A 16,919-nucleotide genomic window follows, 5' to 3' on the forward strand; every position below is an offset into this window, starting at 1 on the left:
TCGCCCGCGCCGGCATCGCCTCGCGCCGCGAGATCGAGCGGATGATCGAGGAAGGCCGTATCGCCAGGGACGGTGTCACGATCGACACCCCCGCGACGCTGCTGACCTCGCTCCATGGCGTGACCGTCGACGGTGATCCGGTCGCTGCGCCGGCCCCCGCGCGCCTGTTCCTGTTCCACAAGCCGACCGGCTTCCTCACCACCGAGCGCGACCCCGCCGGGCGGCCGACCATCTACGACATCCTGCCCGACGACCTGCCGCGGCTGATGCCGATCGGCCGGCTCGACATGAATACCGAGGGGCTGTTGCTGCTCACCACCGATGGCGAGTTCAAGCGCGAGATGGAATTGCCCTCGACCGGCGTGCCGCGCACCTATCGCGCCCGCGCCTTTGGCGAGGTCAGCCAGCAGCAGCTGGAGGATCTGTTCGACGGCATCGAGATTGACGGCATCCAATATGGTCCGATCGAGGCCAATCTGGAACGGCGCACCGGCCGCAACCAGTGGATCGAAATGACCCTGACCGAAGGCAAGAACCGCGAAGTGCGCCGCGTGCTCGAACATTTCGAACTCAAGGTCAATCGCCTGATCCGCACCAGCTACGGCCCGTTCGAACTGGGCGAACTGGCCGGCGGCGCGGTCGAGGAAGTGCGCCAGCATGATCTGGTCGCCTTCCGCAGCAGCCTGAAGAAAGCACAGAAATGAGGATCATATCGGGCCAATGGCGCGGCCGTCCGCTGGTCGCGCCCAAGGGCGACGCCACCCGTCCCACCGGCGACCGCACGCGTGAGACGCTCTTTTCGATGCTGGCGAGCCGGCTGGGATCGTTTGAGGGCCTCGCCGTGGGCGACTTCTTCGCCGGATCGGGCGCGCTGGGCTTTGAAGCCCTGTCGCGCGGCGCCGGCTCCTGCCTGTTCGTCGAGCAGGACAAGGCGGCGATCGACGCGATCCGCGCCAATGGCGACAAGCTCGGCCTGCGCCCCGACATTCGCCAGACCAGCGTGCTCTCGCTCGGCCCGACGAAGACGCCGCTCGACCTCATCTTCATGGACCCGCCCTATGACACCGGTGCGGGCCAGGTCGCACTCGACAAGCTGGCGCGCCTGGGCTGGACCAGCCCGGCCACCTGGATCAGCATCGAAACCGACCGTCGCGAGGACGTCGCGGTCAAGGGCTTCATCGTCGACGCCGTGCGCGACGTCGGCAAGGCGCGCCTCACCCTGCTCCGCGCAGAGGATAGCGCGCCCGCCGCGTAACGATCAGGCGAGATATCAGGCGGCCTCCGCGTAGGCCGCCTGTTCCTTGCCGATCAGGATATCGGCCAGGAAAGTATAAGCTTCCGCCCAGGCGGCCAGCACTTCATCGGTCGCCACTTCTTCGCCCAGCACCTCGCGGATGGCGGGCAGCAGGGCGGCCGCCACCTTGGGATAATGGTCCGGCTGCACGCCCGTATCGACATGGCGCTGCACCATGCGCGCAATCGCGCCGTCCAGCGCCTGCAACTTGTCGACATTCTCCGCAAAGCCCAGGATCGCCGCCGCCAGCCGGCGCGGCTGCTCGCCGCTGGCCTGCGCCGCCTGATCGAACATGTCCTTGATCGACGCATCCTCGAACAGCCGTGCATACATGCGGGTGGTGATCTCGACGCCATGACGGCGCAGCGCCGGGCCGGTCGCTTTCACGATGGCGATGGTTTCAGGGGACAGATTTTCGCGCATGACAGGCTCCTTATCGGGGACTCGATAAGATCCATTTAATATGCATCTTTTAAGATGTAAATTGAATATATGTTTAAGACGGTCTACGCGCAGGATAGGAGGGCGCGATGCAATTGACCCGCCACACCGATTATGCGCTGCGCGTGCTGATCCATCTTGCCGCCGTGCCGGGCGGACGGGCGACGATCCCGGAAATTGCCGATGCCTATGGCCTGTCGCGCAATCATCTGATGAAGGTGGTGCATGGCCTGGGCCAGAGCGGCTTCATCCGCACCCAGCGCGGTCGCGGCGGCGGCTTCGCCCTCGCCGCCGATCCTGTCGATATCCGCATCGGCGCGGTCGTGCGCCATAGCGAACCGGACATGGCGATGGCCGATTGCGCGTCCTGCGCGATCCGCCCGGCCTGTGGCTTGTCGGGCATATTGGCACAGGCGGTCGGCGCCTTCCTGACCGTGCTGGACGGCTATAGCCTGGCCGACGCGGCGCGTGACCGGGCTGGCCTCGCAGCGCTCATCGCCGCCCTGCCCGGCCCTTCAGCCGCCGATCCCAATCCAGATCTCAGCCCGGCCTGCGCATCCTCTTCTTCGCCTCGCCCGGATTGACGCAACCGTCCTGCACGCCCTTGCCGCAGACCGGATAGGCCTTTGCCTCGGTCGGCGGCGGCGTCATGTTGCCGCCGACCGTCACCGGATTGGCCGCCGTGCCCACCGGCGCGGCCGGATCGCGCGGCGGGTGGGGCAGGGTCAGCACGCCGCTGGACAGCTTGGGTCCGTCGCCGCCGAAGCGCACCTCCAGCTCGGCCTGTTCGGCCAGGGCTCGAGCGGCGTGCGCCAATGCGCGCTTGAAGGTTTCGACGGGGGTCTCTGCGGCGGCCATGCGCCACACATAGACCATACTGCGGCGGGGGAAAGGGGACGAGGCGTCCCAGGCCGGGGATTCCGTCGCGGCGTCCCCTAGCGGCGCGCGGCGCGCTCGACCGGACGCTTCACCGGCGCTTGTCGGCAGATGTCCTGCCGGACGTTGGAGCCGGTCGGTTGGCCGCGATAGCATTCCTCGCGTATCTCTTCCCCAGGGCGGGGCGCCGATCGATCACGCACCACGCCGCCTACCGGCATGGCCGCCGCCGATTGGGCGTGGACGGGGGTGGTGGACGAACTCGACAGGAGCAGGCTGAACAGCAGGGGCGTCAACATCGGCGTCTCCTTCCTGGCAAAGGCTTCGTGTCAGAACACCGGGCGTCCGCCAGGAGAGCGGGGCGCGGGCCGCTCGCCCCAGCGTGAACCCTGCATGTCCCGCATCATATCGGTCGACATGCGTTCGCGTTGGCTGCTGTTCAGCGGCACCTTGCGGCAGACCCGCTGCTGAATGGTGCTGCCCATGGCGCGCTCCCATCCGCAGACCGTCCGTGTCGGGCCGTTCGTCACCGTAGGCGGGCGCGCCGAGATGGTGCGCGAAGGCGAACTGGACGCGCTGGGCGCGCGCGGCTCGGCGACAGCGGCGTTGTCGTCCTGCATCGGTGCGCCGTTCAGCATGAGCAGAGCGAGGACCGGGATCAGCATGGCGAGAACTCCCATGGGGGCGTCAGACGCTCACCATGCGGGCAAATGACCCAAGTTACAACATCGTTCTCTCAATGGCTCCGCTTGAGCCTAGCGGGGCTTCAGCCGCACGCGCATGACGCCGCCGGGTCCGACCTCGACGTCAAACCGGCCGGTGGCGCGGACCAGTTCGGACAGTTTGGCGTGACCGTAGGTGCGCTGGTCGAAGTCGGAGTAGGTGTTGCGCAGGCGGTTGGCGACGCCGCCGATGTTGACCCAGCCGTCGCCGTCCTCATCCATGTCGGCGATGGCGGTGGCGATCAGGGGAACGGCTTCGGCGGGTTTGCGCTCGGCCGGGGGCGCCGCGGCCACGCCCGCCTCGGCGGCGGCCCTGCCGGTCAGATTCTCGGTGTAGATGAAGCGGGTGCAGGCCTGGCGGAAGCTCTCGGGCGTCTTGCGCTCGCCGAACCCATAGACCGGCACGCCCTGTTCACGAATGCGCGCCGCCAGGCGGGTGAAGTCGCTGTCCGACGACACCAGGCAGAAGCCGTCGAACCGGCCCGAGTGCAGCAGATCCATCGCGTCGATGACCAGGGCGATGTCGCCCGAGTTCTTGCCCTTGGTGTTCTGGAAATTCTGCTGCCACTGAATCGCCCAGCGCGGCAGGACGTCGATCCAGCTCCGCAGCGCCGGACTGGCCGCGTCGCCGTAGATGCGCCGCGCCGAGGCCTCGCCCAGGGTCGCGATCTCGGTGAACAGCGCCTCCGCGATCCGGGCCGAGGCGTTCTCGCCGTCGATCAGCACGGCCAAGCGCGGGGCGCGGGCTGTGGCGTTCAGGGCGTCGGTCGGCATGGGGGAGGGCCTCGTGTTCATGGGGACGTCGTCCGGAACGCCAGCCTCGACTCCCAGGCGGGCGCGGTCAACCGCGGCTGCTCCCGGTGATGGGACATGCTACAGCGAGCCATGACCCAAACGCCCCTGCGCCGCCTGATCGACCTGCCCGGCGTCGATGATCTGGAACTGAAGGCGCTGATGAAGCCGCGCTACGCCGATCCCGACGCCCGCGACGAATTCCCCGAGATCGACGCCCTGACCCAGGCCCTGTTCGGCCTGACCGTCGAAACGGCTGAGGCTGTTGAGCGGCCCGGCGATTGGGACGACATCCACCGTCTGTCCGGCGCCGATCTGGCCGAGGCCTTCGAGGCCCTGGGTTGGGACGTGACGGACAAGCGCCGTAAGCCGCTGCGTCTCATGGCTCACTACGCCCTGCCTCTGGCGCTGGCGATTCGCGGCGTCGCCGGCGAGCTGCCGTTCCACGCCGAGGCCGATCACCCGACCACCGACTGGGGCGCCGGCCTGGCCGCCGACGCCGCCCGCTTCAGAAAGCGATAGAACGAAAACGGCCGGCGAGGTCGCCCTCGCCGGCCGTCGTCGCTTCAGACGGGATCGAAGCGGCTTACTGAGCCGGCTTCGGCGCCTCGGCGGCGCGCACCTCGACCGGCAGGCCCAGGGCGTCCAGCTGCGGCTTGACGACCGAGGCGTCGCCGACCACCACCCAGACGAAGCTGGACGGCTTGATGGCGGCGCGGGCGGCGGCGTCCATCTCCTGCGCGGTCAGGGCGTTGATGCGGCCCGCCAGCGTCTCGGGATAGTCGTCCGCACGGCCGTACAGGGCGTTCGACTGCAGGGCGCCCAGCACCTGATACGAGGTCTCATAGCTGCCCGACAGGGCGCGGGTGCGGCCCAGGACGGTGCGCTCGCGCTCCTGCGCCGTCACGCCCTCGGCGCCCAGGAAACGGTCGTACTGGCTGACCAGGGCGGCGATCGACTCGCCCGTGCGGTCGGCCTGGACCGGGGCGTTGACGATATAGGGCGCGCGGTTCTCCAACTGGCTGATCGTGCCGCGCACGCCGTAGGACCAGCCCTTGGTCTCGCGCAGATCGGCGTTGATGCGCGACAGGAAGTCCGTGCCCAGCACCGTATTGGCCGTGGTCAGGGTCAGGATGTCGTCGGTCCCCGACACCGGCAGCACCTGGCCGCCGTAGATCAGCGACTGCGGCGACTGCGGCCGGTCGATCAGCACCACCCGCGCCGAGGTCTGCGGCAGGGCGGCGTCGAAGGCCTTGGCGCCCTTGGCCGTCGCCGGGGCGCGCCAGTCGCCGAGGGCGGCTTCCAGCTGCGGCTTCAGCTCGGCCAGCGAAAGGTCCGACACCACGAACAGCTGGGCGTTGTCCGGACGGATCCAGCGGGCGTGCTCGGCCGCCAGATCGTCGCGCGACAGGCCGCGGATCACCGCCTCGTCGCCCGTGCCGCCGAACGAACGGCCGTAGGGGTGCCCCTCGCCATAGATCAGCGGCGGCAGGGCGCGGCCGGCGATGGCGGCGGGCTGGGTCTTCTCATTGGCCAGACCAGCCAGGCGCGTGGCGCGCAGGCGCTCGATCTCGGCCGGAGCGAAGGCCGGGTTGCGCACCACGTCCGACAGCAGGGTCAGCGACGGCTGCAGATTGGTCGTCACCGCCGACAGGCTGGCGATGGTGCGATCCATCGACGAGCCGACGGAGACGCTGGCGCCCAGGCGCTCCTGCGCCTCGGCCAGGGCCTTGGAGTCGCGCGTCGTCGTGCCTTCTTGCATGACGCTGAGCATCAGGGTGTGGGCGCCCAGGCGGTCGGCGCGGTCGGCCGCGACCCCGGCGTCGAACTCCAGCGCCACGCGCGTCACCGGCACGGTGGTCGAGCGGGCGTAGACGATCTCGATCCCGTTCGACAGGGCCGCGCGCTCCACCGCCGGGAAGTCGACGTTGGACACCTGGCCGATGGCCGGGGCGGCGTCGCGAGCCACGCGCTGGATCGGCGCGGCCGGAACCGGCGTCGCGCCCGATGGGGCTGCCGCGGCCTCGGCATAGGCCTCGCGCTCGCCCGGCATAACGATCTGGCTGTAGACGGGGCGGCTCAGCCACTTGCGCAGGGCGGCCTGGACCTGGGCCGGGGTCACGGCGGCGTAGGCCGCCAGCTCCTTCTTGTAGAAGTCCGGATCGTTCGAATAGAGCTGCCCCTCGGCTAGGACCGAGGCCTTGCCGTTGGCGGTCTCCAGTCCCTGGATGCGCTGCGAGGCGTAGCGCGTCACCACGCGGTTGATCTCGTCCTGGGTCGGGCCGTTGGCGATCAGGTCCGCCAGCACGGCGTCCATGCGCTGGGCCACGGCGTCCGCATCGGCGCCCGGCTTGACCATGGCGGAATAGCTGAACATGCCGAGCCGCTGGAAGGTCTGGTTCGAGGCCGAGACGCTGGAGGCCGTCTGCTCGTCGCGCACCAGCACATTGTCCAGGCGCGAGCTGGCCAGTCCGCCCAGCACCGAGGCGCCGACGCTCAGCGGCACCGAGTCCGGATCGCCCAGGCCCGGCACGGCCCAGGTGCGGCTGATGCGGGTCTGGGCCACGCGGTCGTGCAGCACCTGTTCGACCGGCGCCGCCAGGGTCGGCACGGGCGCCGCCGCCGGGGTGTTGACCGGTCCGCGCGCGATGGCGCCGAAATACTTCTCAGTCAGCTCGCGGGCCTTGGCCTCGTCGATGTCGCCCGACAGGACCAGGACGGCGTTGTTGGGGCCGTAGTTCTCACGGAACCAGTCGCGCACCGTCTCCATGCTGGCCGAGTCCAGATCGGCCATCGAACCGATGGTCGAGTGGCGATAGGGGTGCCCCTCGGGGAACAGGGCTTCCAGCGTGGCGTAATAGGTCATGCCGTAGGGCTGGTTGTCGCCCTGGCGCTTCTCGTTCTGAACGACGCCGCGCTGCAGGTCCAAGACCTCCTGGCTGACCTGGCCCAGCAGATAGCCCATGCGGTCGGATTCCAGATACAGGGTGTAGTCCAGCGCCGGGGTCGGCACCGTCTGGAAATAGTTGGTGCGGTCGAACCAGGTCGTGCCGTTCAGGCTGGTCGCGCCGGCGGCGTTCATCGTCTGGATGTGGCTGGAGGGCGAGTTCTCCGACCCGCCGAACATCAGGTGCTCGAACAGGTGCGCAAAGCCGGTCGAGCCCTTGGGCTCGTCCTTCGATCCCACATTGTACCAGACCGACACCGCCACCACCGGCGCCTTGCGGTCCTCGTGCACCAGGACGGTCAGGCCGTTGTCGAGCTGGAAGCGCTTCCACGGAATGTCGACGCGGGCGATCAGCTCCGACACCGGCGCGCCGCGCAGGGGCTCGGCCTGGGTCGTTGTCGCAGCGGAGGCGGCGGCCGCAGGCGCGGCGAGAACGGGCGTGCTCACGGCCAGCAGGGCGGCGAGCGCGACGGAAGAGGCGGCAAGGCGCATGATGATTTCAGTCCCCAAAGGATCATGTTGAGGCGGACCTTAACCGCGCACGCCGCCGCTGCAACGCGACACATTGTTATATGGATAATTCTTCATCTTCAGCGCGCCCGGCCTGCCCCAAGCCGGCTGCCTAAGTTGTGGCAAGCTTCAGCAACGCCCTTAGCGCGGCGCCGTCGCCGATCTCGCTTTCAAGGGCTGCATGTTCCTGGATCCAGACCGGCGTCGCCTTGCCGAGCGCGTTTCGGCCTGCGTCGGTCAAGGCAACCCGCCGTCCGCGCCGGTCTTTCTCGTCTACCGCTATGGTGACCAGGCCAGCCCGCTCCAACGGTTTCAAATTCGCGGTCACGGTTGAGCGGTCCATCGCCAGCAGTTCGGCCACGGCGCCGATCGTCGGCGGTTCGGGCCTGTTCAGTCCGTTCATCAGCGAGAACTGGCCGCTAGTGATCCCATAAGGCCGAAACGCCTCGTCGAACCGTCGGGACAGGGCCCGCGCAGCGCGCTGGGCGTGCAAGCAAAGGCAATGATCTCGAATATGCAGTGTTTGAGAAAAGGCAGTCGGTGGATTTGACATGACTGAAATTATGTTGATATCAAACTTTATATCAATGCGAGGCGGCGACGTCGAGAGCGTCCGGACAAGCTGAAGGAGCATCCCATGATCCAGGTCACGGCGTTTAAGTGGGTGCCTGACTTCGCTCAGGGCTCAGTCCGCGACATCCGCGTTCGCTGGGCGCTGGAGGAGGCGGGCCTCGGGTATGATGATCGGCTGATTGGGTTTGAAGACCAGTCAACGCCCGCATACCGATCCCTGCAGCCTTTCGGTCAGGTTCCCGCTTACAGCGACGGCACGGTGCAGATGTTTGAGAGCGGGGCCATTGTTTTGTGGATCGCGCAGAATTCGTCTGAACTCATGCCTGACGACCTCGCTGGACGTGCGATGGTCATGACATGGCTCTTCGCCGCCATGAACAGCGTCGAACCTCTTGTCGCCGAACTGGCCGGGATCGATTTTTTCAATGCCGACAAGGCTTGGGCGAAGGAGCGCCGCCCAGAGGTGGAGGCCGCCTTGCGCGGGCGGTTGAGCGACCTGCAGGACGCACTGGGGGATCGGCGTTGGTTCGCCAACGACCGCTTCAGTGCGGCGGACATCCTGATGGCGCACGTGCTGCGGGACCTGCGTCACACGGACATCGTCGCTAGCTTCCCTGCGCTAGCCGCCTATGTCACGCGCGCCGAGGCCCGCCCTGCGTTCAAGCGCGCGCTCGCCGATCAGTTGAGGCCATTCGGCGAGTACGAGGCGATTCAGCGGGCCGTCGTGTAGGCTCGCTCAAAGCCGGAAGGGGGGCTCTTTCCTCAATCCTCGTCCATCTTCAGGGCGGCGATGAAGGCTTCCTGCGGGATCTCCACCTTGCCGAACTGGCGCATGCGCTTCTTGCCGGCCTTCTGCTTCTCCAGCAACTTCTTCTTGCGGGTGGCGTCGCCGCCGTAGCACTTGCTGGTCACGTCCTTGCGCAGGGCGCGGACGGTTTCGCGGGCGATGATCTTGCCGCCGATGGCCGCCTGGATCGGGATGGTGAACATGTGGGGCGGGATCAGCTCCTTCATCTTCTCCACCATGCCGCGGCCGCGCGTTTCGGCGCGGGCGCGGTGGACCAGCATGCTGAGGGCGTCCACCGGCTCGGCGTTGACCAGGATCGACATCTTCACCAGGTCGCCGACCTTGTAGTCGGTGATCTCATAGTCGAACGAGGCGTAGCCCTTCGAGATCGACTTCAGGCGATCGTAGAAGTCGAACACCACTTCGTTCAGCGGCAGCTCATAGACGACCAGGGCGCGGCTGCCGACGTAGGACAGCTCGATCTGGCTGCCGCGACGGTCCTGGCACAGTTTGATCACGCCGCCGAGGTATTCGTCGGGGGTCAGGATGGTGGCCTTGATCCACGGCTCGCTGATGGTCTCGATCTGCATGACGTCCGGCAGATCTGCCGGGTTGTGCAGGTCGATCTCGGTCCCGTCGCGCAGGCCGATCTTGTAGACGACCGAGGGGGCCGTCGCGATCAGGTCCAGGTTGAACTCGCGGCTCAGGCGCTCCTGGATGATCTCCAGGTGCAGCAGGCCCAGGAAGCCGCAGCGGAAGCCGAAGCCGAGGGCGGCCGAGGATTCCATCTCATAGGTGAAGCTGGCGTCGTTGAGGCGCAGCTTGCCGATGGCGGCGCGCAGGTCTTCAAAGTCGGCGGCGTCGACCGGGAACAGGCCGCAGAAGACCACCGACTGCACGTCCTTGAAGCCCTTCAGCGCTTCGGCCGTGGGCTTCTTCTCGTCGGTGATGGTGTCGCCGACGGCGGCGTGGGCGACTTCCTTGATCTGGGCGGTGATGAAGCCGACCTCGCCGGGGCCGAGTTGATCGACCGGGGTGTTCTTGGGCAGGAAGACGCCGACGCGGTCGACCAGGTGCGACGAGCCGGTCTGCATCATCTTCACGCGCATGCCGGCCTTCAGCACGCCGTCGAAGACACGCACCAGCAGCACCACGCCCAGGTAGGGGTCGTACCAGGCGTCGACCAGCATGGCCTTCAGCGGGGCGTTGACGTCGCCCTTGGGCGCCGGCAGGCGGGCGACGATGGCCTCCAGCACGTCCTCGATGCCGATGCCCGACTTGGCCGAGCACATGACGGCCTCCGAGGCGTCGATACCGATGACGTCCTCGATCTGGGCCCGCACCCGGTCCGGCTCGGCGGCGGGCAGGTCGATCTTGTTGAGGACCGGGACGATCTCGTGGTTGTTGTCGATCGCCTGATAGACGTTGGCCAGGGTCTGGGCCTCGACGCCCTGCGAGGCGTCCACCACCAGGATCGAGCCTTCGCACGCGGCCAGCGAACGCGACACCTCATAGGCGAAGTCGACGTGCCCCGGCGTGTCCATCAGGTTCAGGACGTAGGTCTCGCCGTCCTTGGCCTTGTAGTTCAGGCGCACGGTCTGCGCCTTGATGGTGATGCCGCGCTCCTTCTCGATATCCATATTATCAAGAACCTGTTCCGACATTTCGCGCGCGGTCAGGCCGCCCGTGAACTGGATCAGGCGGTCGGACAGGGTCGACTTGCCGTGGTCGATGTGGGCGACCACCGAAAAGTTGCGGATGCGTTCGATAGGGGGCGTCGTCATGGTTCGGCGCGCGTAGCACGGCCGGAGCGATTGCGCCACGGGAGCCGTTGAGCGGGCGGCGCGAACCGTTACGGCGTCTTCGCCTTAAAAAAGTCACGACTTCGCCAACTTTATTCTGGGTGGCCCTTTGATCAAATGACAGGATGCAGGGCGTCCTGATCGCATGGCCCCACTCCATTTGATCGGATTCTCTCCCGCAAGATGGCGGGAATGTGCGAATTATCGAGGAAAATCAGGGGTTCTCTTAAGGGGAACGACCCGTGTCATCCGACGATTTCGGCCTTCGGAGGTGGAGGAGCCTCCTTAATCACCTTTGATTGGAGGCAAGGAAATGCGTGCCAAACTAATGACGTCTGCTGCGGTCCTGGCTGGGGCTCTGGCTTTTGCGGGCATGGCTCAGGCTCAGTCCTCGAACGGTCCGAACGGCCCGGTCGGCGGCAACACCACGGCGACCGATTCCTACAACAGCGGCGGCAACAGCACCGATGTGGATCTGGGCGTCGCGGATTCGTTCAACGACAACTCGGACAACTCCACCGATCTGGACGTGGGCATCTCGGACTCGCTGAACGACAATTCGGACAACTCCACCAACACCAACCTGGAGTTGGGCGTCTCGGATTCGTTCAACGACAACTCGGACAATTCGACGAACACCGAAGTCGGCATCTCCGACTCGTTCAACACCGATGCGTCGACCAATACGGACAACTCGGTCAACACCAACCTGGAGTTGGGGGTCTCTGACTCCTTCAACGACAATTCGGTGAATGACTCGGGCAACGACAACTCCACCAACATCGGCGACATCCGTGTCTCCCTCAACATGCAGGAACTCAGCGCCAACGTCAGCGACCTGAGCTTCGACATGTCGGAAGACGGCCAAGGCCCGCAAAACGCGCGGATCCGTACCGGCAACATCAACCAGAGCGGCGGCGCCTTCGCAGGCTTCGCCGGCATCCAGACGGTGAGCAACAACACCGGCATGGCGTCGGTTGGTCAGGCGGCCACGGCGATCAGCGCCAACGCCAACATCACCTTCGGCAACGGCGGCGGCAACTAGGCCTTCGTTTTTCGGCGGCCGGTTCTCCGGCCGCCGAACTTCTTTCCTGGGAGGGAACCATGCTCAGCATTCTGTCGACCCTGGCGTTGCTGGGGGCGGCCGATCCGAATTCGGCCTCTCCGCCGACGCCCCCTCCGCCTTTCATCATTATCGCTCCGGCCGTCGCCGACGCTCCAACCGCCGCCACAGGGCCGCGGTCGCTGGCGGTTGACGAGCTTGATGCGCTGCACGGCCGTCAGGGCGCGTCGTCTGTCGTTATCGCCAGCGATCAGCTGCTGCAGGCGACCAACAGCGGCAACAGCGTCAACGCCAATACGGTGACGACGGGCGGCATGCGCATCGACGCCAATGCCTTTTCCGGCTTCAACGGCGTCGGCAATTTCGTCATGAACAGCGGCAACAACAACAACCTGCAAGGCGCGATCACGATCAATATCGTGACGACGGCTCCGAACCCGTGACACGCTCGTCCGCCCGGCTTCTGCTCAACCTGGGGCTGGCCGCCGTGGCGGGTCTGCCGGCCCTGTCTGCGGCTTCGGCCCAGGCCGAGATCCTGTTGAACAACGGTCCGGCCGCCGCTCGGGTGAAGGTGGTCAGCTATCGCGACCTGCCGTTCCGCACCGTGGTGCGCCAGCAGTATGACTTCAGCTGCGGGTCGGCGGCCCTGGCCACCCTTTTGCGCCACCACTACGGCCGTGACGTCGGCGAGGCTCAGGTGTTTCGCGCCATGTTCGCCGACGGCGACCAGGAGACCATTCGCCGTGTCGGCTTCTCCCTGCTGGACATGAAGCGATATCTCGACGCGCGCGGTTATCCCGCCGATGGCTTCCGGCTCAGCCTCGACGAGCTGATCGAGATGAACGCCCCGGCCATCGTGATGATCGACACGGCCGGCTACAAGCATTTCGTGGTCTTCAAGGGCGATGACGCGGGCCATGTTCTGGTCGGCGACCCGGCCCTGGGACTGAAGATCTATTCGCGCGACCAGTTCACCGAGATGTGGAACGGGGTCGCTTTCGTCGTCCGTCAACCGGCGGACACTTTCAACGACGCCGAAGAGTGGCGCGTCTGGAACCGGTCGCGACCGGGGCAGGCGCTTCAACCCATGTCCTTGGCCGAACTGACGCGGGAGTTGCCGCCGCTGTATCAAGTGACGACGCGTTTCTCCCTCGATCCTTATCTGAGGTGACGACCATGAGACGCGCGCGTTCAAGCATTCTGCTCGTCATGACCTGTCTGGCGCCGGTCAGCCTCGCGGCGCCGGTCTCGGCCGAATCCATCGCCTTCGCCGCCGAGCTTGTCGGCGACGCCTCGCAGGAGCCCTTCGCGATCCCGCTGCCGCAGGCCTCGGCGCCGGCCGTGCAGCCGCACGTGGTCATGAGCGGGCCTCAGGTCATGACGGACGCGGACATGTCCGAGGCGCGAGGCGGCTTCATGACGGCGGGCGGCTTCACCTTCGGCTTCGGCGTCGTGGTCCGTTCCTATGTCAACGATCAGCTGGCCCTGCAGACGCAACTGACCTGGACGCCGACCGGCCCGGTAAGCCAGCAGGTGCAGCACAACGTCCCCGGCGTGGCCGATCTGGCGGGCGCCATGGCCGGCCTGGTGGCGGGCGGCATCGACCTTCGCGGCTTGAACAACACCGGCGGGGTGGCGGTGGTAGACGGCTCGGGCGCGACGGCGATCCTGCACAACATCACGACCAGCCAGTTGCAGAACCTGATCATCAACAACGCCGACAATCGCAACATCCGTCAGGACATGGAGCTGAATCTGGTCCTGCCTGATCTGGCGACGATCCAGACCAACAGCCAGATGCACAACTACGGATCGAACATCGCCCGCGACATCGACTGGGCCGGACTCAGGAGCGCGGGCGGCTTCTAGGACGCAGCGTTCGAGTCTCTCAGGGGCCGCCGTCGGGCGGCCCCTTCTTCATGTCAGAAGACGATTGGCAGGCGCAGGATGAAGCGCATGTCCGGCGCATCCTCGGTCACGCCGAACTCGAAATTGCCGTTCAGGCTGTAGCGGTCGTTCAGCAGGTAGGACATGCCGAACTGCAGGGCGCCGACCTGAAGCTCATCGGATTCCTCCGTGATGTTGTTCAACTCGCTCTTCGTGGGGCGAATGTAGTTGTGCTTATAGCCCAGCGAGAAGGAGAAGCGCGGGTTCAGCGAGAAGCCGAAACCGATGGACAGGCCGATGGCGTCGCCCGGATCGACTTCGCCGATGCGGATCTCGCCCTCGGTCTTGTTGATGTCGCGCGGCAGGTGGGCGAAGTAGCTCAGGCTGCCGAAAATGACCGCCGGATCGCTGGGGTACAGGAAGCTGATGCTGGGCTCGACGCCCCAGAAGCCCGACCCGGTCGCCAGGCGCGTGGCGACGCCGAATTCGTCGCGATCGATGTCGAAGGGGCCTTCGCCCGTGTCGCTCTTGACCCTCAGACCGGCGATGAAGATGGGGCGGCCGCGCTCGCCGCCGTTAATCTGATAACGCAGGGCCGCCTCGACGTCGCCGACGCCGTCGCCGCTGAGGTCGATGGTGCGCGTCACCGCCTCGTCGCGCTGCTGCACGGTGGTGATGGTGTCGTTGCGCCAGACGTAGGGCACGCGCAGTTCCGCTTCCATGCGTGACCCGATGCCGTATTTCCCGGCCAGGGTGACGACGCCGGTGTCGCGATCGGCCTCATTGGCCTCGATCACCCCGATCTGCACGCCGGGCACGATCTCGATGCCGCGGAACACCAGGCGGTTGGCGCTGGAGCGCGTGTATTCAGTCGAGACGTCCAGGGTGAACTTGCCCGGCTGGCTCAACACGGCGATGCCTTCGGGAATGGCGGCTAGCTGTTCGCGTCGTACCTCGGGCGCGGGCGGCGGCGCGGCCTCGCTGGGGGGCAGGGTCGGTTGGGACGGACCATTGGGCGCGATGGAGCTGGCGACCTGCTGGCCGGCGCGCAACTGGTTCAGGGTGCGATCCGCGAAGACCGCCCGGCCTGAAGCGTCGGTCTGCACCTGCCAGCGCGAATCGACGGACGGGGGCGCCATGGCGGCGCGTTCGTTCAACAAGGCTTCCTGCGCCTCGATCCGGCGTTGCTGCTCGATGACCAGGGCCTCCAGCCGCGCGACCCGCGCCGCCAGTTCCTCGTCCTGAGCCAGGGCGGCGCCGGGGGCCAGCAAGGCCGCTGCGGCGACCGAGGCGCCGATCAGCCGCAGCGCGGATCTGGGCCGTGGTCGATACGACGAGAGAGGCGGGCGGGGCCGAGAGGGTTGTCGGTGGGGGCTCATGACGCTCGCTCTCTTTTCGTTCTGGTTTCAGTGAAGGGCGTGGTCGTCGACGCCATAGTCGCTGGCGGCGCGCAGATAGGCCTCGTCCAGAAGGGTGACCCAGCCGCTCTGCATGGCGATCAGCCGCCCGCGCCGCATCTGGCCCAGGGTTCGGCTGACATGGACCAGGCTCAGGCCCAGGGCGTCGGCCAGCGTCTCCTGCGTCAGCGGCAGGTGCAGGCGGTCGCTGGTGCACAGGCCGGCGCGTTGCAGTCGGTCGCGCAATTCCAGCAACAGATGGGCCAGACGCGCCTGTGCGGATTGCCGGCCCAGCCGCACCACATGGTTCAGCAGGCAGGTTTCCTCGTATCGGCGCGATGTCGCCAGGGCGCGGCGCAACCGGTCGTGGCGCGGGTCTTGAAGCGCTAGTATCTCACGCAGCATCAGGGCGTCGACATATTCGACCCGCGTCAGGGCGATGATGGTCGTCTCGTCCAGCGGACGCGGATCAAGGCTCAGCCCTACGGAATCTCCGGGCAGCAGGAAGCCGAAGATCTGGCGCTGGCCGTCGGCCAGGATGCGTTGGCGACACGCCCATCCGCTGAGGATCAGGCGCGGGGAGGCGGCCCGGCCATCAGGATCGAAGGGCTGACCTGCGGGCACCGCTTCCTGAAACATGCACAGCCGTCGAACTAGGGCGCGCTCTTCATCGCTCAGTCGGGTGATGGAGGCGAGGTTGCGCAGGGCGGCCAGATCGGCCGGCGCAGTTACGGAACGGCGCACGCTGACCGCGCGCGTCACCATGCCCTTGCGGGCAGGCTCGACCCACCACCTCCGGCGGTCCGGCTTCCATCCCTCTCCCGCACCATCTCAGGCGTTCCTCCGGGACAAGAAACGGCCACAATGCAACGGTCGTTCCTGCCAAGGCGCAGAAACGTTGATTTTATATTAACTTGGCTGTGGAGGCGTCGGTCGCGCAAAGGGTGCGTCGCCGCCCAAGTTAAGCAGACGGCGCATCTTACGCCCGCTCTGTCGTCTCATCACGATGTAAGGAGAGATGGCGCACCCGAAGAGATTCGAACTCCTGACCCCCAGATTCGTAGTCTGGTGCTCTATCCAGCTGAGCTACGGGTGCGCACTGCCTTGCGGGCAGGGCCGGGTATCTAGCGGGTCGCCTTCGGGCTGGCAAGCAGGTTTTCTCAGAAAATCTTGAGAAAATGCGGGGTTGGCCTCGGGGGCCTGCGGGCCTAGGCATAAAGCCTCCCTGTAATGTCCCGGAGTGCTTGAGTGCGCGCCTTTTCCTTCCCCCATCTGCGTCCTGCGCGCAGGATTTCCTCTCTCACAGCCGGGACGGCGCTTGCGGCCCTGTTGCTGACGGGCTGCGCGACGACGACGGAAGGGATTCAGGCCGAGGCGGCGCCGGTTCCGGCTGAGGCGCCGATCGGGGCGCAAGCGTCCGTCGCCAGAGGGCCGTTCGTGTCGGCGGCCAATCCGCTGGCGGTCGAGGCGGGGATGAAGGTGCTGGCGCGCGGCGGTTCGGCCGTGGACGCGGCGGTGGCGATCCAGGCGGTGCTGGGCCTGACCGAGCCGCAGTCTTCGGGCCTGGGCGGCGGCGCCTTCATGATGTTCTATGACGCCGAAAGCGGCGCCGTCACCGTCTATGACGGGCGCGAGACCGCGCCGGCCGCCGCCACGCCCGAGCTCTTCTATGAGAACGGCAAGCCTCTGGCGTTCGGGGATGCGGTGTTGAGCGGGCGCTCGACCGGGGCGCCGGGCGTGGTGCCCATGCTGGCCCTGGCCCAGCGGCAGCACGGCACCCTGGCCTGGTCCGAGCTGTTCGGCGACGCCGAGGCGCTGGCGCAGGACG

General features: G+C 66.8%; 20 protein-coding genes and 1 tRNA gene. 10 read left to right on the forward strand and 11 right to left on the reverse strand.

The genetic code is table 11. The features are described from left to right. Together B2Y21_RS15200 and rsmD are read left to right on the forward strand one after the other, a co-directional pair. On the forward strand, positions 1-704 hold a 704-nt coding region (locus tag B2Y21_RS15200; protein WP_292060671.1), incomplete at its 5' end, for a pseudouridine synthase. Next, complete coding sequence (rsmD, locus tag B2Y21_RS15205) at positions 701-1,255, forward strand: 16S rRNA (guanine(966)-N(2))-methyltransferase RsmD (protein WP_004207665.1); 555 nt, start codon at positions 701-703, stop codon at positions 1,253-1,255. The genes B2Y21_RS15200 and rsmD, both read left to right, overlap by 4 nt. Positions 1,256-1,270: 15 nt before the next feature. Here the strand turns inward: rsmD and B2Y21_RS15210 are convergent, their stop codons facing one another. Next, entirely contained in the window at positions 1,271-1,717 is a 447-nt protein-coding gene (locus B2Y21_RS15210) for a globin domain-containing protein (RefSeq protein ID WP_004207666.1), read from the reverse strand. A 107-nt stretch (positions 1,718-1,824) separates the two neighbouring features. Here B2Y21_RS15210 and B2Y21_RS15215 point away from each other — a divergent pair, with 107 nt between their 5' ends. Beyond that, the gene (locus B2Y21_RS15215; protein ID WP_072894618.1) at positions 1,825-2,319 is read left to right on the forward strand and encodes an Rrf2 family transcriptional regulator; all 495 of its coding nucleotides are present in this window, start codon (positions 1,825-1,827) and stop codon (positions 2,317-2,319) included. Here B2Y21_RS15215 and B2Y21_RS15965 read toward each other — a convergent pair. The 4 genes from B2Y21_RS15965 to B2Y21_RS15235 all read right to left on the reverse strand — a co-directional run bounded on the left by B2Y21_RS15965 (position 2,276) and on the right by B2Y21_RS15235 (position 4,128). Continuing rightward, on the reverse strand, positions 2,276-2,593 hold the full coding sequence (locus tag B2Y21_RS15965) for a hypothetical protein (protein ID WP_414632860.1): 318 nt from the start codon (positions 2,591-2,593) through the stop codon (positions 2,276-2,278). The two genes, B2Y21_RS15215 and B2Y21_RS15965, sit on opposite strands and share 44 nt — an antisense overlap. A 77-nt stretch (positions 2,594-2,670) precedes the next feature. Next, positions 2,671-2,910 (reverse strand): hypothetical protein, encoded by a 240-nt coding sequence (locus tag B2Y21_RS15225; RefSeq protein ID WP_292060680.1) that lies wholly within the window; start codon positions 2,908-2,910, stop codon positions 2,671-2,673. 30 nt (positions 2,911-2,940) lie between these two features. After that, entirely contained in the window at positions 2,941-3,276 is a 336-nt protein-coding gene (locus B2Y21_RS15230) for a hypothetical protein (protein WP_292060682.1), read from the reverse strand. A gap of 90 nt (positions 3,277-3,366) precedes the next feature. Beyond that, the gene (locus tag B2Y21_RS15235) at positions 3,367-4,128 is read right to left on the reverse strand and encodes an NYN domain-containing protein (protein WP_292060683.1); all 762 of its coding nucleotides are present in this window, start codon (positions 4,126-4,128) and stop codon (positions 3,367-3,369) included. 90 nt (positions 4,129-4,218) lie between these two features. Here B2Y21_RS15235 and B2Y21_RS15240 point away from each other — a divergent pair, with 90 nt between their 5' ends. Next, positions 4,219-4,647, forward strand: coding sequence for a hypothetical protein (locus B2Y21_RS15240; RefSeq protein WP_292060685.1), 429 nt, complete (start codon positions 4,219-4,221; stop codon positions 4,645-4,647). 64 nt (positions 4,648-4,711) lie between these two features. Here the strand turns inward: B2Y21_RS15240 and B2Y21_RS15245 are convergent, their stop codons facing one another. Continuing rightward, positions 4,712-7,564 (reverse strand): M16 family metallopeptidase, encoded by a 2,853-nt coding sequence (locus B2Y21_RS15245; protein WP_292060686.1) that lies wholly within the window; start codon positions 7,562-7,564, stop codon positions 4,712-4,714. Positions 7,565-7,694: 130 nt separating this feature from the next. After that, positions 7,695-8,216 (reverse strand): MarR family winged helix-turn-helix transcriptional regulator, encoded by a 522-nt coding sequence (locus B2Y21_RS15250; RefSeq protein WP_292060687.1) that lies wholly within the window; start codon positions 8,214-8,216, stop codon positions 7,695-7,697. Between the two features lie 3 nt (positions 8,217-8,219). Here B2Y21_RS15250 and B2Y21_RS15255 point away from each other — a divergent pair, with 3 nt between their 5' ends. Continuing rightward, positions 8,220-8,885 (forward strand): glutathione S-transferase family protein, encoded by a 666-nt coding sequence (locus tag B2Y21_RS15255; protein ID WP_292060688.1) that lies wholly within the window; start codon positions 8,220-8,222, stop codon positions 8,883-8,885. Between the two features lie 32 nt (positions 8,886-8,917). On the opposite strand, the gene lepA is transcribed toward B2Y21_RS15255, so the two are convergent. Beyond that, complete coding sequence (gene lepA / locus B2Y21_RS15260) at positions 8,918-10,726, reverse strand: translation elongation factor 4 (protein WP_292060689.1); 1,809 nt, start codon at positions 10,724-10,726, stop codon at positions 8,918-8,920. A 331-nt stretch (positions 10,727-11,057) separates the two neighbouring features. Here lepA and B2Y21_RS15265 point away from each other — a divergent pair, with 331 nt between their 5' ends. From B2Y21_RS15265 to B2Y21_RS15280, 4 genes are read left to right on the forward strand one after another with little or no spacing between them, the layout of a single operon-like run. Beyond that, positions 11,058-11,789, forward strand: a complete 732-nt coding sequence (locus B2Y21_RS15265) for a hypothetical protein (RefSeq protein WP_292060691.1) — start codon at positions 11,058-11,060, stop codon at positions 11,787-11,789. 59 nt (positions 11,790-11,848) lie between these two features. Continuing rightward, positions 11,849-12,250 carry a hypothetical protein gene (locus B2Y21_RS15270; protein ID WP_087140430.1) on the forward strand — a complete coding sequence of 134 codons (402 nt, stop codon included), beginning with the start codon at positions 11,849-11,851 and terminating at the stop codon, positions 12,248-12,250. Further along, entirely contained in the window at positions 12,247-12,978 is a 732-nt protein-coding gene (locus B2Y21_RS15275; RefSeq protein WP_218779188.1) for a C39 family peptidase, read from the forward strand. Before B2Y21_RS15270 ends, B2Y21_RS15275 begins: the two co-directional genes overlap by 4 nt. A gap of 5 nt (positions 12,979-12,983) precedes the next feature. Beyond that, on the forward strand, positions 12,984-13,676 hold the full coding sequence (locus B2Y21_RS15280; protein WP_292060693.1) for a hypothetical protein: 693 nt from the start codon (positions 12,984-12,986) through the stop codon (positions 13,674-13,676). A 53-nt stretch (positions 13,677-13,729) separates the two neighbouring features. On the opposite strand, the gene B2Y21_RS15285 is transcribed toward B2Y21_RS15280, so the two are convergent. The 3 genes from B2Y21_RS15285 to B2Y21_RS15295 form a co-directional block, all read right to left on the reverse strand. Next, complete coding sequence (locus B2Y21_RS15285) at positions 13,730-14,965, reverse strand: transporter (RefSeq protein WP_292060694.1); 1,236 nt, start codon at positions 14,963-14,965, stop codon at positions 13,730-13,732. A 135-nt stretch (positions 14,966-15,100) separates the two neighbouring features. Beyond that, positions 15,101-15,856 (reverse strand): Crp/Fnr family transcriptional regulator, encoded by a 756-nt coding sequence (locus tag B2Y21_RS15290; RefSeq protein ID WP_292060695.1) that lies wholly within the window; start codon positions 15,854-15,856, stop codon positions 15,101-15,103. Positions 15,857-16,110: 254 nt separating this feature from the next. Beyond that, positions 16,111-16,187, reverse strand: a tRNA-Arg gene (locus B2Y21_RS15295). 152 nt (positions 16,188-16,339) lie between these two features. On the opposite strand from B2Y21_RS15295, the gene B2Y21_RS15300 reads away from it, so the two are divergent. Then, a partial coding sequence (locus B2Y21_RS15300) for a gamma-glutamyltransferase (protein ID WP_292060696.1) occupies positions 16,340-16,919 on the forward strand: 580 nt, incomplete at its 3' end.

The sequence above is a fragment of the Brevundimonas sp. UBA5936 genome, from assembly GCA_002430835.1.
Taxonomy (GTDB): Bacteria; Pseudomonadota; Alphaproteobacteria; order Caulobacterales; family Caulobacteraceae; genus Brevundimonas.

What these genes read in the sequence shown, in the direction of transcription:
- B2Y21_RS15235 (WP_292060683.1), bottom strand. Translation starts at nt 4,128, where the DNA reads ATGAACACGAGGCCCTCCCCCATGCCGACCGACGCCCTGAACGCCACA.
- B2Y21_RS15215 (WP_072894618.1), top strand. Translation starts at nt 1,825, where the DNA reads ATGCAATTGACCCGCCACACCGATTATGCGCTGCGCGTGCTGATCCAT.
- B2Y21_RS15225 (WP_292060680.1), bottom strand. Translation starts at nt 2,910, where the DNA reads ATGTTGACGCCCCTGCTGTTCAGCCTGCTCCTGTCGAGTTCGTCCACC.
- B2Y21_RS15290 (WP_292060695.1), bottom strand. Translation starts at nt 15,856, where the DNA reads ATGGTGACGCGCGCGGTCAGCGTGCGCCGTTCCGTAACTGCGCCGGCC.
- B2Y21_RS15270 (WP_087140430.1), top strand. Translation starts at nt 11,849, where the DNA reads ATGCTCAGCATTCTGTCGACCCTGGCGTTGCTGGGGGCGGCCGATCCG.
- rsmD (WP_004207665.1), top strand. Translation starts at nt 701, where the DNA reads ATGAGGATCATATCGGGCCAATGGCGCGGCCGTCCGCTGGTCGCGCCC.
- B2Y21_RS15245 (WP_292060686.1), bottom strand. Translation starts at nt 7,564, where the DNA reads ATGCGCCTTGCCGCCTCTTCCGTCGCGCTCGCCGCCCTGCTGGCCGTG.
- lepA (WP_292060689.1), bottom strand. Translation starts at nt 10,726, where the DNA reads ATGACGACGCCCCCTATCGAACGCATCCGCAACTTTTCGGTGGTCGCC.
- B2Y21_RS15240 (WP_292060685.1), top strand. Translation starts at nt 4,219, where the DNA reads ATGACCCAAACGCCCCTGCGCCGCCTGATCGACCTGCCCGGCGTCGAT.
- B2Y21_RS15280 (WP_292060693.1), top strand. Translation starts at nt 12,984, where the DNA reads ATGAGACGCGCGCGTTCAAGCATTCTGCTCGTCATGACCTGTCTGGCG.
- B2Y21_RS15965 (WP_414632860.1), bottom strand. Translation starts at nt 2,593, where the DNA reads ATGGCCGCCGCAGAGACCCCCGTCGAAACCTTCAAGCGCGCATTGGCG.
- B2Y21_RS15265 (WP_292060691.1), top strand. Translation starts at nt 11,058, where the DNA reads ATGCGTGCCAAACTAATGACGTCTGCTGCGGTCCTGGCTGGGGCTCTG.
- B2Y21_RS15250 (WP_292060687.1), bottom strand. Translation starts at nt 8,216, where the DNA reads ATGCTCCTTCAGCTTGTCCGGACGCTCTCGACGTCGCCGCCTCGCATT.
- B2Y21_RS15210 (WP_004207666.1), bottom strand. Translation starts at nt 1,717, where the DNA reads ATGCGCGAAAATCTGTCCCCTGAAACCATCGCCATCGTGAAAGCGACC.
- B2Y21_RS15255 (WP_292060688.1), top strand. Translation starts at nt 8,220, where the DNA reads ATGATCCAGGTCACGGCGTTTAAGTGGGTGCCTGACTTCGCTCAGGGC.
- B2Y21_RS15230 (WP_292060682.1), bottom strand. Translation starts at nt 3,276, where the DNA reads ATGCTGATCCCGGTCCTCGCTCTGCTCATGCTGAACGGCGCACCGATG.